Raw genomic sequence first — 21,757 nt, forward strand, 5'->3', positions numbered from 1 at the left:
AGAAGGAAGAAGGGGGAAAATCTATAGTTTAAGTAACTTAAAAAATCATATTTTCTGATAAGATTGGGAGAAAGTAAGAGGTAAAAATATGGTATCACAATGGGAAAACTTTCTGCAAAACTTGGGAGAATGGCAAGGTTCTTTTACTGAGTTATCGCCACGGGGAGAGGTGGTTTTAGATACTCCTAGTATTATTACTCTCGAAAGTCTTAACGATCGCAAAACTGTCCGATTACAACTCCGTCGTTTTTACCCAAATCCTAGTGGTGTCGGGGAACCAGAAGTCCGGGAAATTGTTCGAGAATATCAAAACTTGGGACGGGATATCCTATTTTTTGAGAATGGAGCTTTTTGTCAGGGGACTATTCAAATAGCGCCTTTTTCGGAATGCGGTGCTGAGTTTGGTTTTATCTATAATTATCGCCGATTGCGGTTAGTTCAGTTGTACGATACTAAGGGAAATTTATCAACTTTGACTTTAATTCGGGAACAGCAGCCGGATAAAAATGTGCCTGAACGTCCGCCTTTGACTATTGACGCTTTACTGGGAGAATGGCATGGGGAAGCAGTGACGATGTATCCAGATTGGCGCGGGCCTGATTGCTATCTTACCAAACTGCAATTGGATTTGGAAAGTGGCGATCGCCTGGTGCAGAAAATTAGTTTTGGCACGAATGCTGAGGCTAAGACGATCGCTTCGACAGGTATCATAGAAGGTTCGGTGATTAATTTTAAGGAAGGTACTACGCCGATGCAAGTTTTGCTGCTTCCTGACGGTGGTTCTTGCACATTACCTGTCCAAGTTGAACTCAGAAAATCTGTATTTTTAGAGGCTGGTTGGTTGGTTGAACCTGACTTGAGGTTGCGGATGATTCGCAGTTATAATGAGAAAGGTGAATGGGTAAGTTTGACTTTGGTTACTGAGCGTAAAGTTAATTAAAATTGACCAATCACAAACCAGAAACCACAAATAATTATTGGAGATTTCTAATACTGCGCAGCATTTCCAAATGTTTGTGCACAGGGGCGATGGAATTAGCTGCGATCGCCCCGCTAGCGGCCACAGCGGGCAAACCAATCCCCGGAAAGGTGGAATCTCCGCAGCAATACAGCCCCGCTAAAGGTGTTCCCGGCCCCGGAAACAAGCCCCTACCCGCCGGAATTCCCGGCCCGTAGGAACCGCGATGGCGGCGCAAAAACCGTTGGTGGGTGAGGGGTGTGCCGATGAGGGTGACTTCTGTGCGCGATCGAATATCGGGAATAATCCTCTCTAAGGCTTCCCACATGATCTCTGCCCGTGCTTGTTTTTGCTGTTGGTATGCGACGCTGGTGCGATCGAGATTTTGCCACAAATCGTAGGGCTCATTTCCGGGCGTGTAAGCGTGAATGACGTGCTTTCCGGCTGGGGCGAGTCCGGGGTCGAGGAGGGAGGGAATCGAGATGAGAACGACGTTCTGAGGTGCGCTAATGCCCTGTTCCCAGTCCTTGACAAAGATGTAGTGACAGGCTAAGTCCGATCGCACTCCCGTGGCGTCAATTCCCAAATGCAGGTGCATGAAACTGTCGCATTCGGGAGTTGCCTGTCGCTGTTGCCGAAAGCTTTTGGGCACGGAACTTTCAGGCAGCAGTTTTAGGGTATCCCACACCGAAGCGTTGGAGATGACGGCTTTGTGCGATCGAATAACTTTGCCCGATCGCAGCCGCACGCCCACAGCCCGGTTGTTTTCCACCAAAACCTCTGCGACGTGGGAATTCAGCAGCAACTGGCCTCCGTGGCGCTCTAAACCCCGTACCAGGGCATTTACCAAACCTGCACTACCGCCGATGGGATAGTCTAAAACGGCATTGGGGCGATACCAGTCGGCAAACATGAAGGCGACTTCGGCGGAGATAGTCCCGTCTGCCGGAAGTCCAGACAGCAGGAAACACAAAAGGTTCAGCCAATTGCGCACAAAGGGATCTTTGACATTTTCGTCCATAATTTGGCTGAAAGGGCCAGCCAGTTTCAGGGCATTGCCGGCGCTTTGCAGGAAAGCTGGGGCAAATTGGCCTAGGGTGAAAACAGCCCCTAAATCGAAGCGCAAAGCCAGGGGGGGCAAGGCGGTGGCTGCTTGGGCGTAGGGCTCCATGACGCGCTGGAGTTGTTGCCATTCGGCGACGGCGGCGGTGCCTCGCAGTCTGGCGAGCACTTCCCCAAATTGACTCGCGCCGACGGAAGTGTCGAAATCGCCTTCGGGCAAACAGCAGCCCCAAGTATCGTAGGTGATGCAGGGGAGTTGTTCGCCGATCGCATCCAAAACTTGTCGCAGCGGATTTGCCGAGGGGCTGTAAGATAGTCCTGAGTAGAGGGAGGGCCCGGAGTCGAAGTTAAATCCGCCCTTTTCAAAGCCGTGTGCAGCCCCGCCGGCGAGGGAATGACTTTCGCAAACTATAACCTCAAAGCCATAGCGGGCAAGCATTGCACCGCAACATAAGCCGCCGATTCCACTGCCGATGATGATGATTTCTGTGTTGTTTGGGGCGATCGTAACCATGTTTTTCTCCACTAATTAAGTAGATGAGCGGTAAAATACATCTGTAGTTAAATTTGTAGTCAGGACTTTAGTCCTGATTAGCGTCTAATTTCGCTGTTGAGGACTAAACTCATCACTCCCAAACTTCCTGCTACTATATTCTTGGTTAAATGGAACATATATCAATTCTAGAACAAGCCGCCAAATCTAATTCTAAACCATCTTCCAGCGCCGTAGTCACAGCCCTGCTAGCCGCCGAGAAAAACTCCAAAAAAACCAAACCTCGCTATAGTTTTCAGCAGCTAATCGGCAACTGGCAACTGTGCTTTATCACTGGTACAAAAAAGACTAGACAAAAAGCGGGAATTGTGTTGGGTGCGGGAAAATACATTCCTCAGTGGATTGCGAAAATTCAAATAGCTTACTCCGCAGCACCTGTGGCAGAAGGAGAAGACAATAGTGAAATTGGCAGAGTCGAAAATTCTGTGAAAATTGGTACTATGGAACTGACTCTTTCCGGGCCTACTAAGTTTTTACCTAATAATATTTTAGCTTTTGATTTTACCAGAATTATGGTGAAGTTGTTGGGGAAAACTGTATATCAAGGATATATTCGCGGTGGGGAAGCGCGGGAGGCGGAATTTTTGAGTTTGAGTGTGGGGAAACAGGCTTTTTTTGCTTATTTTCTAGTGGAAGATGGGATAATTACGGCTAGGGGAAGAGGTGGTGGCTTGGCTTTGTGGGGTAGGGTTTAACAGAAAAAGGGCGGTGGGGAGACAACAGTCTGTTTCCCTCACCTGGTGACTAAGCAATTTCATTTTAAGATATGTTCTTATTTTGTGAGACAATTTGTTAATTAATTTTTGGGGCAATTTAGGTTTATGAGTAATGATTCTTTGGGTAAGTCTGAGAGCGATCGCAATGGTTTGGTTCCCCAAGGCTGGCTGAGGGCGTTTTGGGAGTTTTCTCGGCCGCACACAATTATCGGTACTAGCTTGAGCGTGTTGGCTTTGTATGCGATCGCCCAAAGCGATCTACTGTTGGCGAATCCTGTAGTTTTACCGCTGGCGTTTGCCTGGTTAGCTTGTATTTGTGGTAATATTTATATTGTGGGATTGAATCAGTTAGAAGATGTTGAAATAGATAAAATTAATAAGCCTTATTTGCCCCTAGCATCCGGAGAGTTTTCTCAGAAAACCGGAGAATTAATAGTTGCTTTGACTGGTGCGATCGCAATTTTAACGGCGATTTTGCAAGGACCGTTTTTGCTGGCGACTGTTGGTGTCAGTTTGGCGATCGGGACTGCTTATTCTCTGCCGCCAATTCGGCTGAAGCGGTTTCCTTTTTGGGCGGCGCTCTGCATTTTTACGGTGCGGGGCGCGATTGTAAATTTAGGGTTATTTTTGCACTTTAATTGGGTGTTGAGTTTGGGAAGGGCGAAAAGTGTTTTTTCGGGCTGGGATTTGGAGAGTTTGTCTGTGGCGATTCCTGGGAAAGTTTGGGTACTGACGGTATTTGTAGTGGTGTTTACCTTTGCGATCGCCATTTTTAAAGATATTCCTGACATGGAGGGCGATCGGCAATACAATATTACGACGTTTACGATTAAAATGGGAAAGCCGGCCGTCTTTGATTTGTCTCGCTGGGTATTGACTGTTTGTTATGTCGGCATAATTTTAGCAGGAGTGTTAATATTGCCAAATGTTAATTTAGGATTTCTGGCGCTTACTCATGTGGTGGCTTTGGGTTTGATGTGGTTTTGGAGCATCAAAGTTGATTTGGAGGATAAAATGCAGGTAGCTCAATTTTATCAGTTGATATGGAAGTTATTTTTTCTAGAGTATATAATTTTTCCAGCAGCTTGTTGGTTGGGATGAGAGAAGAGGGAAGAAGCAAGAAGGAAGAAGCAAGAAGCAAGAAGCAAGAAGCAAGAAGAAAGAAGAAAGAGGGAAGAGGGGAAAAAAATGAAAGTCTTGCGGATGCGCGAGGAAATACAAAAAAGGAATAGTTAACAGATTACAACAAGTTGGCAACTACAAGTTAGCGAAATCCCAAACAACAAAGATAACTATGGCTTCTCAAAATAAATCACAACAACCTGTCAGTAAACTGAATGTGGAAGAGTCTTTGAAAATTGCTTGGGAATATCACCAAGCGGGGCGTTTGTTAGAAGCTGAAAGTTTGTACCGACAAGTCATAGCCGTACACCCGGAGTCTGCGAATGTGCTTTGTTTGTTGGGAATCGCTGTGAGACAGCAGGGTAAAATGGCCGAGTCGATCGCCTTTTATGAACAAGCGATCGCCCAACAGCCAGATTTTGTAGAAGCGCATTTAAACAAGGCTCATGTTTTGCTCGATCTTGGCGAACATCAAAGGGCGATCGCCTCCTACGAACAAGTCCTTCAAATCGCTCCCCATACAGCATTAGCCCACAAAAATATCGGCTGGCTAAAACAGCAACAGGGCGATACCAACGCCGCTATTAGCTACTACCAAACAGCCCTGAAACTAGAACCAACCTGGAGCGAAATCGCCCATAATTTAGGTAATCTTTTCAAAGAACAAGGTCAAACCCAGGCCGCCATTGCTTGCTACCAAAAAGCTTTAGAGACCAATCCTGATTTAATCAATACCATAATCGCTTTAGGAACAGTATGGCAACAGCAAGGTGAATTTCAAGCAGCCATTGACTGTTATCAACAAGCCCTAAAACTAGATTCCAACAATGCTGAATGCGTGAATAACATCGGCGCAGGATACCACGAACAAGGCAAAATACAGCTAGCAATATCCTATTACCAACAAGCTTTAAAATTAAAACCAGATTTAATCGATGCAATTAATAATCTGGGTCATGCTTTTGTCGATATCGGACAATTTAAATCAGCATTCTCCTGTCATTGTCGAGCCTTAGAATTGCAGCCAGAAAACAGTACAGCCCACGTAGAATTTGCCCTAAGTTTGTTATTATTCGGAGATTTGCGACGCGGCTTTGCTGAGTATGAGTGGCGGTGGCGCACTTCCCAACTACAACCGAGACAATTTACCCAACCAGTTTGGGATGGTTCGAGTTTACAGGGAAAAACTATTTTACTCCACGTTGAGCAAGGTTTCGGTGACTCGATTCAGTTTATTCGCTACGCGCCGATGCTTTACAGTCAAGGGGCAAAAGTGATATTGGTTTGCTATCCAGAATTGATGCGGTTATTTTCCACAGTTGCTGGGGTGGAATATTTGTCACTTAATTTTAAAGATTTGCCGGCCTTTGATGTTCACGCACCGTTAATGAGTTTGCCTTATATTTTGGGGACAACTTTGGAAACAATCCCGGCAAATATTCCTTACTTAGCCCCGCCTGCTGAATGCAAATTTGCCCTAGCTTCTGATGCTAAATTGAAGGTGGGAATTGTGTGGGCGGGAAATCCTAAACGCCGAAAAGATGCTCAACGCTCTTGCAATTTGAGCGATTTTATGCAATTTTTAGATGTGCCGGGAATCGCTGTTTATAGTTTACAAAAAAACTTGTCCGAGGACGATCGCGCTTTATTACATCAACACCTAGTCCCGGATTTAAGTCCCCATCTCAACGACTTTGCTGATACGGCTTCTGCTATCTCTCAACTGGATTTAGTCATCAGCGTTGATACCTCCGTTGCACATTTGGCTGGTGCTTTGGGAAAACCAGTTTGGGTGTTACTTTCCTTTGCTCCTGACTGGCGTTGGCTGCTAGATAGAGAGGACAATCCTTGGTATCCGACGGCGAGACTGTTTCGCCAAAGTCAGCCGGAAAATTGGCAAGCATTGTTTGAGGATGTGAAAGCTGCTTTAAGTTTATTGGTGTCTGCTAATATAGAAGCACAATTGCAGCAAGCAGACTCCTTAATGGAAAGTGGCGAAAAAGAAGAGGCGATCGCCCTTTATGAACAGATTATCTCTACTGTCCCCAATTGCGTCCAAGCCCGAATTAACTTGGGTTTTCTCCAACAAGAAAAGGGAGAATTAGATGCAGCAATCCCGCACTATAGAGAAGCTTGGAAACTCGACCAGAATATTCCTCAAACAGCTTACAATTTGGCAAAAATATTTGAAGAAAAAGGTCAAGCACAAGATGCGATCGAACATTACCAAAAAGCTCTGGCGGTGCAACCAGATTTCGTACCTGCACTGATAAATTTGGCGGTGGCGCTACAAGAAAATGGCGAACTTTTAGAGGCTGTAAATCTCTATCGGCGAGCGCTGGAAGTTCAACCCCATAGCTGGGAAGCTTTAAACAATCTGGGGACAGTATTGCAAGAACAGGGGAATTTAGAAGATGCCCTGGAATATTATCACAAAGCTCTGGAATTGATACCAGATTTTGTGGAAGCTATCAACAATTTAGGCCGGACTTTTCTGGAAAAAGGTGCGGTAGAAGATGCGATCGCCTGTTATCGACGAGTGATATCTTTGAATCCAGAACACGCTAGCGCTCGTCTGAATTTGTCCCTGGCTTTGTTGTTGGTGGGAGACTTAGAAAATGGTTTGGCTGAATACGAATGGCGCTGGAAAATTCAAGGATTTCACACAAGTCATTCCGGTTTCTTGACGGGGCCAGATGATACAATTTCCGCCAGAGAATATCGGCCCCTTTGGGATGGTTCAGATTTGCAAGGAAAGACGATTTTACTCCACGCCGAACAAGGTTTGGGCGATTCCATTCAGTTTGTGCGCTATGCTGCGATCGTCAAAAATAAAGGTGGACGAGTAATTGTTGGCTGTTACGCGCAATTACATCGCTTGTTTGCCACCGTTGATGGCATTGATTTACTAATAGTTAAAGGCGAGCCAATCCCCGAATTTGATGTGCAAGCGCCGATGTTGAGTTTGCCATACATTCTCGGTACAACTAAGTCAACAATACCTGCAAATACTGCTTATTTAACACCCCCAGCAGATTGTCAATTGGCTCTATTACCAGGACGCAAATTCAAAGTGGGGATTGTCTGGGCGGGAAATCCTAAACATCGCAAAAATATGCAGCGTTCTTGCAGTTTGAGCGCATTTCTGCCACTTTTGGACGTTTCAGGGGTGAGTTTTTATAGCTTGCAGAAAGAGCTGTCACAGGCCGATCGCACGCTGTTACATCAAACCTCGATCGTCGATTTGAGCCCCCATTTGGGGGATTTGGCTGATACCGCAGCCGCGATCGCTCAACTGGATTTAGTGATTACCGTCGATACCGCTGTTGCCCATTTGGCGGGGGCTTTGGGCAAACCAGTGTGGATTTTGCTGGCGTTTTCCCCCGATTGGCGCTGGCTTTTGGAGCGGGAAGACAGTCCTTGGTATCCGACGGCGCGGCTCTTCCGTCAGTCGATCAGGGGCGACTGGGAGGGTGTTTTTGGGCGGGTGGTACAGGCTCTGGGGCTGGCGGTTTCTCAGCATGGCGCGCCTTCGGATTTGGCCGATGCAGCGTTGCTGGAGGGGCGTGATTTGCAGCGACAAGGCAAGTTTGCGGGTGCGATCGAATGCTATGAAAGGGCGATCGCGATCGATTCTCATAACCCCATGGCGTACAGCAATTTGGGTGTTGTTAAACAACAAATGGGTTTGCTCCCACAGGCGATCGCCCATTACCGCCAAGCTTTAGCCCTTGAGCCGAATTTGGCGGAAACTCTCAGCAATTTGGGGAGTGCTCTGGCGGATGCAGGGGAAACAGCAGATGCGATCGCAGTTTACGATCGCGCTTTGAGTTTAAACCCTAATTGCGCCGAAGCTTGGATTAATCTGGGGCTGGCGCGGGAAGCCCAAGGGGAGTTGGCGGAGGCGATAAACTGCTATCAGCAAGGGATTCAAGTTAATCCTAATTGTCCTGAAGCTTACTTGAATTTGGGCATTGCTTTGGAAAAACAAGGGGATAAAGAAGGGGAAGCCAAGGAGTTTTACGATCGGGCGATCGCCAATTATGAACGGGCGATCGCGATCGAACCGAATTACTTTGAAGCCTTGCACAATCTAGCCTACGCTACTATTCGACAGGGAAAAATTGCCTCGGCGATCGCGTATTACGAGCGATCGACTGCACTGCAACCGAGTTTAGCAGAAACTCTGATTAGTTTGGGGAGTTCGCTGCAACAGCAAGGAAAGTTAGATGAGGCTCTAGCCGTTTGTCAGCAAGCGATTCAGAAATTGCCATCCCATGCTGAGGCTCATTGTAATCTCGGAATTGTGTTTCAGAAACAGGGAAAAATTGCCAAGGCGATCGCCTGCTATCACCAAGCTTTGAGTCTCAAACCAGACTTCCCAACAGCTTTGAACAATCTGGGTAAGGCTTTTGAGGATGATGGCAAAATGGCAGAGGCGATCGAATGTTACCAACGGGCGATCGAACTTCAACCCGATGGAATTAATTCCTGCAACGGTTTGGGAAATGCTTTGCGGCAACAAGGACAGTTTACAGATGCTGTCGCCTGCTACAGTCACGGAGTTGAGTTCAATAAAACTCATCCAGAAGCTCACTTAAATCTCGCTTTAGCTTTGCTGCTGATGGGAGATTTTGAACGCGGTTTTTCCGAGTATGAATGGCGGCTGCTCGTTCAAGAAAAACAGTTTCCCACTAATAACTTTATCCAGCCTTTTTGGGATGGCAAAGATTTGGAGGGAAAAACTATTTTGCTGTGCCCAGAACAGGGTTTAGGCGATGCCATTCAGTTTATCCGCTACGCAGATTTAGTTAAGCAAAAAGGCGGCAACGTCATTGTTTGGTGTTCGCCCCAATTACAGCGCTTATTTGAACAGGTTTGGGCCATCGATCGATTAATAGTCGATCCAGAAGCAGCCCCGGATTTTGATGTGCGCGCCCAATTAATGAGTTTGCCTCACCTTTTGGGTACCACCTTAGCAACTATACCCGCCCAGGTTCCCTATTTAGCACCGCCACCAGGTCTAGAATTTACTCTTCATGCAACTTCCAATTTAAAAGTAGGAATTGTCTGGTCTGGAAATCCTAAAAATTCCCAAAATAACCTGCGTTCATTTCCCTTAACTTGCTTAGTAAAACTCTTAGATATTCCGGGAGTAGAGTTTTACAGCTTACAAAAGGAATGCCCAGAAGCAGAACGTACCTTATTAGAGCAAATGCAGATTGCAGATTTAAGTGCTTATTTGCATGATTTTGCTGATACAGCCGCGGCCATTTCGGCTCTGGATTTAGTCATTTCCATGGATACTTCTGTTGCCCATTTGGCTGGTGCATTGGGGAAACCAGTGTGGATTTTACTTTGTTTTACCCCCGATTGGCGCTGGATGTTGGAGGGGGAAGAGAGTCCTTGGTATCCGACGGCGAGGTTGTTTCGACAAGAAAAAGCCGGGGATTGGGAAGGGGTTTTTGGGCGGGTGGCTTTAGCACTAAAAGCTCAGATTTGCGAGCATCAACCCGATGAAAATTTAATCGAAAATCAGTCCCTTCTAGAGTTAGCTCAACAACAGTTTAATCGGGGAAATCTGCTGAAGTCCCAGGGTGATTTTTTTGACGCGATCGCCTATTTTAAAAAAGCTTTAGTTTATCAGCCAGATTTGATAGCAGCTACAACTAATTTGGCGGTGACGCTGCACCAAATCGGCGATTTTACCGAGGCAGCCAGATATTATTTACGAGCCATAGAAATCGACCCAGACTCCCCTCAAGGATACAACAACTTGGGTATTTTGCACCAATCTCAGGGGCATATGGCCGAGGCTGTGTCTTGTTTTCAAAAGGCGATCGCCCTGAATCCACTCTATGTCAAAGCTCTGAACAATCTCGGCTCAATTCTCCAGCAGCAGGGAGAATTTTCCAGTGCGATCGCTTATTTTCAGCAAGCGCTTTTTGCTACTTCTAATTACGTGCCAGCACTGATAAATCTGGGCGTGGCAATGGAAGCCAAAGGTCAGCCAGAAGAGGCTAAACGCTTTTATCAACAGTGCATTTACCTAGAACCTGACAACTCGCAAGGATACTATTATTTGGGTAATTTGTACTTAAAATTACACGAATTCCCATCAGCAATTGATAATTTAGAAACCGCCTTAGTTTTGCAGCCAGATTCTGTGGAAAGTTTGAATAATCTAGGCAGTGCTTTAGAAGGAATTGGCGACATACCCAAAGCAATTGCCTCTTACGAACGAGCCTTGAAACTTGATGCAAAATGTGGTAAAGCTCATTTCAATTTAAGCTTAGCATTACTGTTGCAAGGAAACTTCGAGCGCGGTTTTGCTGAGTATGAATGGCGATGGGAAACAGAGCAGGGAAAACAATTGGACTGGTTCCCTTTGACACAGCCAGTTTGGGATGGTTCTGATTTGGCAGGAAAAACAATTTTGTTACGTTGCGAACAAGGTTTTGGCGACGCGATTCACTTTGTACGTTACGCCTCCATTCTCCAGCAAAAAGGTGCTAAAGTATTGGTCTCTTGCTATCCAGAACTCAAGGGTTTATTCCAAACAATTCCGGGAATTGAACAAGTAGTAGTTAAAGTAGAAGAGTTGCCGGAATTTCAGTTACAAGCACCGCTGATGAGTTTGCCCTATATTTTGGGAACAAACTTAGAAAATATCCCGGCAAATATTCCTTATTTATCGCCTCCTGCTGACGGGAATTTCTCCCTAGATTCAAACCCAAATTTTAAAATAGGGATTGTTTGGGCTGGGAGTTCGGAACATTTGAAAGATTTTATGCGATCGACTGATTTAAGCTATTTTCTGAAATTGTTAGATATTCCAGGAGTAAGTTTTTACAGTCTTCACAAAGAATTATCGGCGGGCGATCGCACTTTATTAAATCAAATTCCAGTCACAGATTTAAGCGATAATTTGAAGGATTTTGCCGATACCGCAGCGGTGATAGCACAATTGGATTTAGTAATTTCTGTAGATACTGCTGTCGCCCACTTAGCCGGTGCTTTGGGAAAACCAGTCTGGATTTTGCTCTCTTTTGTACCCGATTGGCGGTGGATGTTGAACAGAGAAGATAGCCCTTGGTATCCGACAGCACGGTTGTTTCGCCAGCAAAAACCTGGTGATTGGGAGGGAGTATTCGATCGCCTAAAAACAGCCTTACAACACAGGGCGGGCACGCACCATCCACAAGACAGGGCGGGCACGCACCATCCACCAACCCTAAAGTCTAATTTATTATCACCCGCCCAGGTAGAATTTCACATAGCAAATGCTCTCAACAAACAGGGTAAAAAAGCAGCAGCGATCGCCCGATATAAACAAGTAATTGCGCTGAATCCCAGTCACCCAGAAGCCCACAGTCATTTAGGCTATCTCCAACAAGAAGACGGGCTAATATCCGAGGCAATTTCCCATTATCAACAAGCCCTAGAAATCGACCCCAATCAAGGTGAAACCAACTTATACTTAGGTTACGCCCTCGAAGAAGAGGGAAAAGTTGCTCTTGCGATCGAATATTACGATCGCGCAATTCAATTATCTTCAGACTCAGCGCATACTCATTTGAGACTAGCCTTAGCCTTGCTTTCAACTGGCAATTTTTCCCGCGGTTTTGCTGAATATGAATGCCGCTGGCAAACTCAAGAATTGGAATCCAGATATTTCGCCCAACCACTTTGGGATGGTGGTAATTTCCAGGAAAAAACTATTTTGCTGCACTCAGAACAAGGTTTTGGCGATGCCATTCATTTTATCCGCTACGCACATTTAGTCAAGCAAAAAGGAGGCAAAGTTATTGTTGCTTGTCATCAATCTTTGCAGCGTTTATTTGAAGGAGTTGCAGGCATAGATTGTGTAGTAACGAAGCCAAAGGATTTGCGAGAATTTCAACTGCACGCCCCACTATTGAGTCTACCAAAAATTATGGGTACTACCTTAGAAAATGTACCAGTTAATATTCCTTACATAGCTCCCGTACAGGATTTTAAATATTCCATAGAACCCAATAATCAACTCAAAGTAGGGATTGTTTGGTCTGGTAGCCCGCTGCACCGAAAAAATCCCGTTCGCTCCTGTACGTTGAAGGATTTTAGGAAGTTTTTAAACGTGCCAGGAGTGAGTTTTTATAACCTTCAGAAAGACTTGTCACCGGGCGATCGCACTTTATTAAATCAACAGCAAGTGCAGGATTTGAGCCCAGAGTTAGGAGATTTTGCCGACAGCGCAGCCATTATTTCCCAACTGGATTTAGTAATTTGTGTGGATACTGCTGTCGCCCACTTAGCCGGTGCTTTAGGAAAACCAGTGTGGATTTTGCTCTCTTTTGTGCCCGATTGGCGGTGGATGTTGGAGCGTGAAGATAGTCCTTGGTATCCCACTGTCAGGCTGTTTAGGCAGCAAAAAGCGGGTGATTGGGAGGGAGTGTGCGATCGTCTAAAAACAGCCTTAGAACACCTAATTTCCACTCGTTCCCAGGCTCAGCCTCAAATTCAAGCCCCAGAAACGCCCCCACTAACCCCTAGGGAGTGTTTTCAAGCTTTCCAATTAGATTCAGATCCCCCTAAATCCCCCTTAAAAAGGGGGACTTTGAGTGAATTCTCCCCCCTTGTTAAGGGGGGCTGGGGGGGATCTCCGGGTTTGAAAACAGGCCCTCGTTCCCAGCCTCAGCCTGGGAACGCAGATGCTTTGGCTCCGCCTCAAATTACTCGTTCCCAGGCTCAGCCTCAAATTCAAGCCCCAGAAACGCCCCCACTAACCCCTAGGGAGTGTTTTCAAGCTTTCCAATTAGATTCAGATCCCCCTAAATCCCCCTTAAAAAGCGGGACTTTGAGTGAATTCTCCCCCCTTGTTAAGGGGGGCTGGGGGGGATCTCCGGGTTTGAAAACAGGCCCTCGTTCCCAGGCTCAGCCTGGGAACGCAGATCCAGAGGCTCAGCCTCAAATTCAACCCACACAAACACCCCAAAAACTAACAGGAATTGGTATCACCTGGCCAGTCAGCGTCACCAGCGGCTGGGGAATTTACGGCATGAATTTAACACTGCAACTGGCGGCAAATCCCGCCTGGGAAGTTGCACTATTAGCACCACCTTCCATCTCAGAAATTATCAATCCGCTGCACAAAACACTGTTATTACCATTATTAGAAAAACAGAAACAGTTTCAAGAATTAGTAGCAGCCAATTCAGACAAACAAATCAATTGCAACTTTCCAGCACTTTACGCCCTGGGCAATAATTTAGTATCATCTGGTGTGGAAAATCAAATTACCAGTGACTTTCCAGTAGGAGTCATCTTTTTTGAAGACACTATAATCACAGCAGAAGCATTAGAAAAAGCCAAAAAATATAGTTCGATTGTCGCCGGTTCCCACTGGAATGCCGATGTTTTGAAAAGCTACGGCTTGACTAATGTGGCGATGGTAAATCAAGGCATTGACCCCGCAATTTTCCATCCTGCACCCAAATCTAATCTATTTGGCGATCGCTTTGTCATCTTCTCCGGCGGCAAACTAGAATATCGCAAAGGTCAAGATATTATTGTCGCCGCTTACAAACGCTTTCACAAAAAACATCCCGAAGCATTATTACTAACAGCATGGCACAACTTCTGGCCTCAATATATGTTAGGAATAGAACAAACCGGAAACGTCATCGGACTTCCCAATATTAACCGCGATGGCAGTTTAGGAATTGCCCCATGGTTAGTAGCTAACGGTTTACCTGTTGACTCTTTTATCGACATTGGCTTAATTCCCAATCATCTCGCCGGACAAATATTGCGAGAAGCCGATGCAGCCGTTTTCACCAATCGCTGCGAAGGCGGCACTAATTTAGTTGCAATGGAAAGCATGGCCTGCGGAATTCCTACTATACTATCAGCAAATACTGGTCATTTAGATTTGATTCATAGCAATAATTGCTATCCTTTATCAAGTCAGGGACGAGTTAAACCTACTGTTCATTTTTCAGGTATAGAAGGCTGGGGAGAGTCTGATGTTGATGAAGTCGTCGAGGCTTTGGAACAAGTTTATACTAATCGGGAACAAGCTAAAAGTCGCGGTTTAGCTGCGGCGAATTTCATGCTTGATTGGACTTGGGAAAAACAGGTTAAGCGTTTTTTGGATGTGATTGGCGGGCTATATACATAATTCCCGTAGGGGCGGGTTCATCAACAATAATCGCCCCAAAACTAACAATTTCAAAAACCCGCCCTCTCTCACTCTCACCCAACAAACAATATTAATGTACATTCAGATTTACGGTGGGGCGGGGGCGGGTTTATATTAATTGTCGGTGATTATTATGTATGGTTGGCGAACCCGCCCCTACAAATAATATCGTTTCCGGTTGTATTGGAATGATTTAACCGCAGAGAACACAGAGGACACAGAGGGAGAGAATAGAAATCTGAATAATTCAGATGCTACCGGATTTGATATAAAATGTAGGTTTAAATTACAATTAGCCTAATTTGATGCTGGGGATTTGCTGCTATCAAATTAAGGAAGAAGGAAGAATGCTTATACAGTCTTATTCCTTAAAATTGTAGGGTGCGTTAGGTGAATTTCTCAAACAATTATGCAGGGTTTAGAGATCTGACGCACCTTACTAATTGTGACAATTGGGTAACTCCTAATCAAGTATATCACTGAGGACGATTTATGAAAAACCAAAAAGGCAAAGTTTATCTAGTCGGTGCGGGGCCCGGAGATTGTGATTTGATGACAGTGCGATCGCAAAAATTGCTCTCCCAAGCCCAAGTCTTAATCTACGACGCTCTAGTCGATATCCCCCAACTAGAATTAATCCCCGTAACTTGCCTCAAAATCGAAGTCGGAAAACGCGGAGGCAAACCCTCAACTCAACAACAAGAAATCAACCGTTTGCTAGTAGAATACTGCCACAGAGGCAAACAAGTAGTCCGCCTCAAAAGTGGCGACCCCTTTATTTTTGGACGTTCTAGCTCCGAAATTCAAGCATTAATCGCAGGGGACTGTGACTTTGAAGTCATACCGGGAATTTCCTCCGCCTTCGCCGCACCATTGCTAGCAGGAATTCCCCTCACCGATCCAGTAATGAGCCGCTGTTTTGCAGTGATGAGCGCCCACGAACCAGATGCTCTGGAATGGGAAGCATTAGTCAAGATTGAAACCTTGGTAATATTGATGGGAGGGCGCAATTTGGGTGAAATAGTTTGGCAATTACAAAAGCATGGATTATCCAGCCAAACTCCGATCGCGATTATCCGAGATTGCGGCCGCCCAGAACAACGAATTTGGCTGGGTAATCTCTCCGATATTATATCCAAAACTACAGATCAATCTCTGTCACCTTGTGTGATAATTATTGGGGAAGTAGTAAGATTACGCGAATATTTAATCCAGCCCGAAAGCACCAACATGATCGACATAAATATCACTCTTAATAAGAACCCATTGCCGCTAGCAGGCAAAACTATTTTAGTCACTCGTGCAGCTTCTCAATCTGGTCAATTTACCCATCGCCTCCAGCAACAAGGAGCCCGCGCCATCGAAATGCCGGCCCTAGTTATTGGTCCCCCTTCCACCTGGGAACCATTGGACAGCGCGATCGCCCAATTGTCAAGCTTTCACTGGTTAATTCTCACTTCCACCAACGCGGTAGACTACTTTTTTGAAAGACTAGAAACCAGTGGCAAAGATGCCCGCAGCTTGTTCGGAATTAAAATTGCAGTTGTCGGCAAAAAAACAGCCGAAACCTTGCGATCGCACTCTTTGCAACCAGACTTTATTCCCCCCAACTTTGTCGCCGATTCCCTAGTCGAAAACTTCCCCTGGGAGGGCGTGGAGGGCGAGCGCGGGGGCATCGCCCCTACCAACTGCAAAATCCTATTTCCCAGAGTAGAAAGTGGTGGCAGAGAAGTTTTAGTCAAAGAATTCACCGCCAAAGGAGCCCAAGTCATCGAAGCACCAGCCTATCAATCTTGCTGTCCCGAAAACATCGATCCGATCGCCTTAGCTGCGCTGCAAAATCGAGCAGTTGATATTATAACCTTTGCCAGTTCCAAAACCGTACAAAATTTTTGTAAACTGATAGAACACAGCCCAGAATTGTCTCGCAATCAGGATTGGTTGAAAAATGTTTGCATCGCTTCCATCGGACCGGAAACTTCCAAAAGTTGCTATAATTTTTTGGGTAAATTAGATGTGGAAGCTAAGGAATATACCTTGGATGGGCTCAGTGAGGCGATCGTTCAATGGGTTGCAGAAAATCCAAGTTTGTAGTTTATTACCAAAAATTTGAGTCTAAAGTCCCGTTCTTTTAGGAAGACTTTAATTTTCCCATGACAGGTCAGCTAATTGCCTAGGTTTTTGATTGGTCGATCGCCCTACCAGCATCAACGCCCAATGCGATCGCCTCAGTCAAACAACCAGCAACCCAACTATTAACAGCCTTTGATAATTTAAAACTTAAAAAAAATGGTTTCAACAGAAAAAGCACCGACGACTGGCCGTGTTTCGTCTCGGTGCTTTTTCTGGTTCGCTCCTCACACGTCCATTACTCTAGCCGACTCAGCCAACCCTGTCAAGACTTTTTACAAAACTTTTTTTGGCAAGTCTTCTAACAGCGGAAACATCAGCCTTGAAAGCCTTCGGCACAAAGGATCGGGATGCTGGGGAGACTCATCAATTCAACTGGGCCATCCAGTCCAAAATCAGAGCATTGACTTGAGTGGGGCGTTCGTCGTGGGGACAGTGCCCTGTGTTGGGAATCGAAACAAATTTGACCGATCGCCCATTATCGGCCAAATCCTGATAGATTTTACTACCTGCGATCGGAGTCCAGGGGTCATCTGCACCCCAAAGCACCAATAAGGGGCGATCGACTTTGGGCAGCAATTCCGAGGGTTGAGGACCTGCGGGGGCTGTCAGAATCGACGCAAAAACCTGTTGGGCTCCCGGATCGCAGGAGGGGGCGTGGAGGAGTTCTACAAGTTCCTCCGTAATGGCTTCCTGGTTCCCGTAGACTTGGCGCAGGGTGTTGCGGATGCGGTGTTTTTGGCGGATGTTGTGGAATAGCAATGGGCCAAAAATGGGCGATCGAACTAATTTAGCAAAAGTCCCCATCACGAATCCCAGAACAAAGTTAAGTTCTTGGGGACGGTGGTTGAGCCCACCAGCACAATTAATCAAGACTGCGCCGGCGGATATTTCGGGATGATTGGCGACTACCATCAAACTCAGCAAAGCGCCGATGGAATTCCCGACAAACACCGCCGGTTCCTGTACCAACTCCGTCCAAAAATCTGTCAGCAATTCTTCCCACAACTCTAGGCTGTAATCTAGAGCTGGCTTAGCAGAAGCACCGAATCCCAGCAAGTCTAGGGCGAATACTCGGTAGCCGCCAGCAGCCAGGGCGGGGATGTTGTTTCTCCAATGTCCGATCGAAGCTCCAAAGCCGTGAATTAAGATGAGAGGGTGGCCTGTTCCTTGGACTGTATATTGAATTTTGTGGCCGCGCCATGTCCAAATTAATTTTTCTAAGCTGTTGGCTGATACTAGCTGTTGTGTAGTCACGGCAGTTATGCAAAGTTTTGTTAACTAATTCGATCGTAGCAGGATCGCGCGGCTTGAGCTACTGCCTCCGCTAGAATCTAGAAGATAAGTAGAAGGAAGAAGGAAGAAGTCACCCCCCCCAGCCCCCCCCAAGGGGGGAAATTCAGGAAGAAGATCGATGTGAAGAAGGAAGAAGTCACCCCCCCCAGCCCCCCCAAGGGGGGAAATTCAGGAAGAAGGAAGAAGACTTATGCAGTCAGCTTTTCGGTCATCCGTATTTTACGTTTAATTAAGTGGATTTACTTAATAGGACTTATGGAATAGCACTCAAGAAACCGGGTTGTTTATCAAATATTGAGCAAGAACGAGTATTCTCACAAAAAAAACTGATTCTCACCTCCGCGTAAATCCGAAAAAAGTTCGATCGCACATCCCCCATAATTCCTGTGGAACAGGCTGTAGGGCCTGTTTTTGACTATCTGTTTGGGAGACATCTATAGCAATCCTAAATCATTTGTGAAATTTCTCTCTTACCCCCTCCCCTTAGTAAGGGGAGGGTTGGGGTGGGGTAAAAACTTTACGACTCCTGCAAGGATTGCTATATTCTTGAAATTAAATATTAAAATTTCTGGTGCGTAATGTGAGTTTTGTGAACAATCTTTTGTCGTTATAGTTGTCCAGGTTTTGATATGCTAACAAAGTGAGTCTCACAAACGCGATTGAAGTATGACAGGCAGCATAGGACAACCCACAGCTTTAAGCAATCGACCATATTTAGTCTTAAATAGTCAAGGCCAAGTTTTACAGTTTGAGTTGACACAGCAGCAACACGTATTGGGGCGCGATCGCACTCGTGCCGATTTAATCGTACCTGAACTCTGGCGCGCAGTTTCCAGCGTTCACGCTGTTTTGCGCCAAGTAGGTGATAATTACTGGATTTACGACGGTAACGGTCAACAGCCAAGCACTAATGGCCTATTTGTCGATCGCACGCGCATCACTCCCAACGACGGTTATTGTCTGAAAAATGGTACAGAAATTAAAATCGGTCTTGACCCAAAAAATCAAGTTTTACTGACATATTTTAACCCCACTGCAAATCAAGTTGTAGCATCAAACAAACAGTCAATTTCCCTCAAAAATCGGTCTGTATTGTTGGGTCGCGATCCGAATGCAGCACTGCAATTAGACTCTCCCCTTGTGTCCAGACGCCACGCCACCATTGACCAAGACAGTCGCGGTAATTATATTTTACGAGACCACAGCGCCAACGGCGTGTTTGTTAACGGTCAGCGAGTCACAAATTCTCTACAATTGTCCGAGGGAGATGCCATTCGGATCGGTCCGTTTACTCTAATTTACCACAATGGCGAGTTGGAGATGCAAGACTCCGGCAATCAAATTCGTTTGGATGCTGACTGTCTGGTGATTCCCAAGCGTTTAAGGCGGATCAAATTAGCGATCGAACCAGGGCAATTTGTCGCCTTAGTAGGCGGTAGCGGCGCGGGAAAATCTACTTTAATGCGGACACTATTAGGAATTGAAAAAACTACTAGCGGTGTCGTTTATATCAACGGCGACGACCTCAGAAAAAACTTCAATATTTATCGCAATCAAATTGGTTACGTCCCTCAAGATGATATTATCCACGCAGATTTGAAAGTAGAAGAAGTATTAACCTATGCAGCTAAACTACGTCTACCACCCGATACAAATGTTAAGCAAGTAGTCGCAAAAACCTTAGAAGATATTGAAATGACTCACCGCAGCAAGGCTTTAGTCAAAGAACTTAGTGGCGGACAGCGCAAACGGGTTAGTATCGGAGTCGAACTGTTAGCCAACCCGAAACTCTTCTTCTTAGACGAACCGACATCAGGACTAGACCCCGGTTTGGATAAAAAGATGATGCAACTGTTGCGAAAGTTGGCAAGTCAAGGTCGGACGGTGATTTTAGTCACTCACGCCACAGCAAATATCACCATGTGCGATCGTATCGTATTTATGGGTCGTGGCGGTCGCCTCTGTTACTTCGGGCCACCAAAGATAGCCCTAGACTTTTTTGATGTTAAAACTGGTGATTTTGCCGACATTTACAACGAACTAGAAACAGAAGAAAGCAACGTTCAAAGCTGGGCGGATAAGTTTAGTAATTCTCCCTATAATCAGCAATACATTGAAAATCATTTCAGCATAGACAAGACCACAAATACCCCACAAAAAAAATCTACACCCCCTCCCCAGCCAAAATCTGTATCTTTTATCCAACAACTGGTTATACTTGCTCAACGTTATTTCCAGCTAGTTTGCCGCGACGGCGTTAACTTAAGTTTAGCTCTTTTAACTGCGCCGATAGGCATTAGTTTACTGCGGCTTGCAGTCAGAGACAAAGACCCGTTAATTGGCGCACCGGAAGCAACTTTAGCACCTTTAGCCTTGCGAGTTTTGTTTGTCTTTACCTGTGCAGCCATTTGGGTAGGATTGGCAACTTCTATCCAAGAAATTGTCAAAGAATCAGCTATTTATCTCCGCGAACGTTTAGTCAATTTAGGATTATTTGCCTATGTAGGTTCAAAAGTTTTAATCCTGTCCGGGTTAGCCCTATTGCAAACTATCTTAATGGTAGCAATAATTTTGATTGCTTTTAAACATCCAGAACCGAGTTTAATTTCCTGGCCTGTGGGAGTAAGCATTACCACTTTTCTGACTTTACTTAGTTGCGTCAGTCTCGGATTAGTGGTTTCAGCCATCGTCAAAAATGGCTCTCAAGCTAATAGCGCTTTACCTCTGTTATTACTACCTCAGATTATATTTTCTGGAGTTTTGTTTAAGATGGAAGGTGCCGCCAGTAAATTTTCTTGGTTGATGTTAAGCCGCTGGTCTGTGGGTGCCTATGGCTCTTTAGTTAATGTCAATGCCATGGTTCCCGCAGCTACTAAATTGCCCGATGGGAGTACGCTTCCTCAGCCCTTTGAGCCTACTCCTGTTTACGATCCCACTTGGGAAAATTTGAGTTTAAATTGGGGGATTTTGTGCGTGCATATTGTGGTTTATTTAATCTTAACTGTGTGCTTGCAGAAATGGAAGCATATTTTGTTCCAATTCTTCGATCGGATATCAAATCTGGTTAAAAAAATGATGAAGCTAGTGGGAGGTAAATAGAATATTCTGAGGATAGCGAATAGATTGTATGAATTATTGGTTGATGAAGTCGGAACCGGATGTTTATAGTGTTGCGGATTTGAAATCAGATGGGATTTCGCTCTGGGATGGCGTTCGTAATTATCAAGCTCGGAATTTTATGCGAGAAATGAGTCAGGGCGATTTAGTCTTTTTTTACCATTCTAATACTAAGATACCGGGGATAGTCGGCTTGATGCGTGTCGTTGAAACTAATATCCCCGATCCAACTCAGTTCGATACAAATAGTGAATATTATGATGCTAAATCCACCTTCGCAGCGCCTCGCTGGCAAACTGTGAGAGTGGAGTTTGTGGAGGAATTTGTAAAATTAATATCTTTGGATGAACTGAAGGAAAATTTTAGTCCCGATGAGCTTTTGGTGGTGAGGAAAGGCAATCGGTTATCGGTGATGCCGGTTTCTGAAGCCGCGGCTAAGAAGATTTTGAATCTGAGGATGATATGTTGATTTTAGAGTCGGTTAAGTTTCAAATTAGTTTAAGGGATATTTACGATCGCATAAAATTTGATGGGGAGTATCAACCAGTCTAGATCCCCCTGGCATCCCAGGGCTGTTTCATTCTCAGACAAATCATAATTTTGTAGGGGCGGTGTCAAGA

Annotated in this window: 11 protein-coding genes; 8 read left to right on the plus strand and 3 right to left on the minus strand. The window is 45.4% G+C overall.

The features are described 5' to 3' along the window. The first annotated feature begins 88 nt into the window (after nucleotides 1-88). Complete coding sequence (locus AAFP11_RS05715) at nucleotides 89-940, plus strand: DUF3598 family protein (RefSeq protein ID WP_341736151.1); 852 nt, start codon at nucleotides 89-91, stop codon at nucleotides 938-940. A gap of 34 nt (nucleotides 941-974) precedes the next feature. Here AAFP11_RS05715 and AAFP11_RS05720 read toward each other — a convergent pair whose 3' ends face one another. Then, complete coding sequence (locus AAFP11_RS05720; protein ID WP_341736152.1) at nucleotides 975-2,534, minus strand: NAD(P)/FAD-dependent oxidoreductase; 1,560 nt, start codon at nucleotides 2,532-2,534, stop codon at nucleotides 975-977. Between the two features lie 149 nt (nucleotides 2,535-2,683). Here AAFP11_RS05720 and AAFP11_RS05725 point away from each other — a divergent pair, with 149 nt between their 5' ends. The 5 genes from AAFP11_RS05725 (at nucleotide 2,684) to cobA (ending at nucleotide 16,688) form a co-directional block, all read left to right on the plus strand. Continuing rightward, nucleotides 2,684-3,268, plus strand: a complete 585-nt coding sequence (locus tag AAFP11_RS05725; RefSeq protein WP_341736153.1) for a hypothetical protein — start codon at nucleotides 2,684-2,686, stop codon at nucleotides 3,266-3,268. A gap of 126 nt (nucleotides 3,269-3,394) precedes the next feature. Then, nucleotides 3,395-4,390, plus strand: coding sequence for a homogentisate phytyltransferase (locus tag AAFP11_RS05730; protein WP_341736154.1), 996 nt, complete (start codon nucleotides 3,395-3,397; stop codon nucleotides 4,388-4,390). Beyond that, a complete protein-coding gene (locus AAFP11_RS05735) occupies nucleotides 4,387-4,521 on the plus strand; it encodes a hypothetical protein (RefSeq protein WP_341736155.1) in 135 nt (44 codons plus the stop codon). The genes AAFP11_RS05730 and AAFP11_RS05735 overlap by 4 nt, the downstream gene beginning before the upstream one ends. A 62-nt stretch (nucleotides 4,522-4,583) precedes the next feature. After that, nucleotides 4,584-14,573: a tetratricopeptide repeat protein gene (locus tag AAFP11_RS05740; protein WP_341736156.1), complete on the plus strand. Its 9,990-nt coding sequence runs from the start codon at nucleotides 4,584-4,586 to the stop codon at nucleotides 14,571-14,573. A gap of 513 nt (nucleotides 14,574-15,086) precedes the next feature. Next, nucleotides 15,087-16,688, plus strand: coding sequence for a uroporphyrinogen-III C-methyltransferase (cobA, locus tag AAFP11_RS05745; protein ID WP_341736157.1), 1,602 nt, complete (start codon nucleotides 15,087-15,089; stop codon nucleotides 16,686-16,688). 79 nt (nucleotides 16,689-16,767) lie between these two features. On the opposite strand, the gene AAFP11_RS05750 is transcribed toward cobA, so the two are convergent. Beyond that, complete coding sequence (locus AAFP11_RS05750; RefSeq protein WP_340522816.1) at nucleotides 16,768-16,893, minus strand: hypothetical protein; 126 nt, start codon at nucleotides 16,891-16,893, stop codon at nucleotides 16,768-16,770. Nucleotides 16,894-17,090: 197 nt separating this feature from the next. Beyond that, complete coding sequence (locus AAFP11_RS05755; RefSeq protein WP_341736158.1) at nucleotides 17,091-17,981, minus strand: alpha/beta fold hydrolase; 891 nt, start codon at nucleotides 17,979-17,981, stop codon at nucleotides 17,091-17,093. 705 nt (nucleotides 17,982-18,686) lie between these two features. Between AAFP11_RS05755 and AAFP11_RS05760 the strand changes: the two genes are divergently transcribed. Together AAFP11_RS05760 and AAFP11_RS05765 are read left to right on the plus strand one after the other, a co-directional pair. Next, nucleotides 18,687-21,119, plus strand: coding sequence for an FHA domain-containing protein (locus tag AAFP11_RS05760; RefSeq protein ID WP_341736159.1), 2,433 nt, complete (start codon nucleotides 18,687-18,689; stop codon nucleotides 21,117-21,119). 28 nt (nucleotides 21,120-21,147) lie between these two features. Then, the gene (locus tag AAFP11_RS05765; protein ID WP_341736160.1) at nucleotides 21,148-21,606 is read left to right on the plus strand and encodes an EVE domain-containing protein; all 459 of its coding nucleotides are present in this window, start codon (nucleotides 21,148-21,150) and stop codon (nucleotides 21,604-21,606) included. Nucleotides 21,607-21,757: the final 151 nt, after the last annotated feature.

This window comes from Microcoleus sp. CAWBG640, from assembly GCF_020883015.1.
Lineage (GTDB): Bacteria > Cyanobacteriota > Cyanobacteriia > Cyanobacteriales > Microcoleaceae > Microcoleus > Microcoleus anatoxicus.

Bases quoted from the DNA above. Each gene is read 5' to 3' on its own strand.
- AAFP11_RS05715 (WP_341736151.1), top strand. From the start codon at position 89: ATGGTATCACAATGGGAAAACTTTCTGCAAAACTTGGGAGAATGGCAA.
- AAFP11_RS05720 (WP_341736152.1), bottom strand. From the start codon at position 2,534: ATGGTTACGATCGCCCCAAACAACACAGAAATCATCATCATCGGCAGT.
- AAFP11_RS05725 (WP_341736153.1), top strand. From the start codon at position 2,684: ATGGAACATATATCAATTCTAGAACAAGCCGCCAAATCTAATTCTAAA.
- AAFP11_RS05730 (WP_341736154.1), top strand. From the start codon at position 3,395: ATGAGTAATGATTCTTTGGGTAAGTCTGAGAGCGATCGCAATGGTTTG.
- AAFP11_RS05735 (WP_341736155.1), top strand. From the start codon at position 4,387: ATGAGAGAAGAGGGAAGAAGCAAGAAGGAAGAAGCAAGAAGCAAGAAG.
- AAFP11_RS05740 (WP_341736156.1), top strand. From the start codon at position 4,584: ATGGCTTCTCAAAATAAATCACAACAACCTGTCAGTAAACTGAATGTG.
- cobA (WP_341736157.1), top strand. From the start codon at position 15,087: ATGAAAAACCAAAAAGGCAAAGTTTATCTAGTCGGTGCGGGGCCCGGA.
- AAFP11_RS05760 (WP_341736159.1), top strand. From the start codon at position 18,687: ATGACAGGCAGCATAGGACAACCCACAGCTTTAAGCAATCGACCATAT.
- AAFP11_RS05765 (WP_341736160.1), top strand. From the start codon at position 21,148: ATGAATTATTGGTTGATGAAGTCGGAACCGGATGTTTATAGTGTTGCG.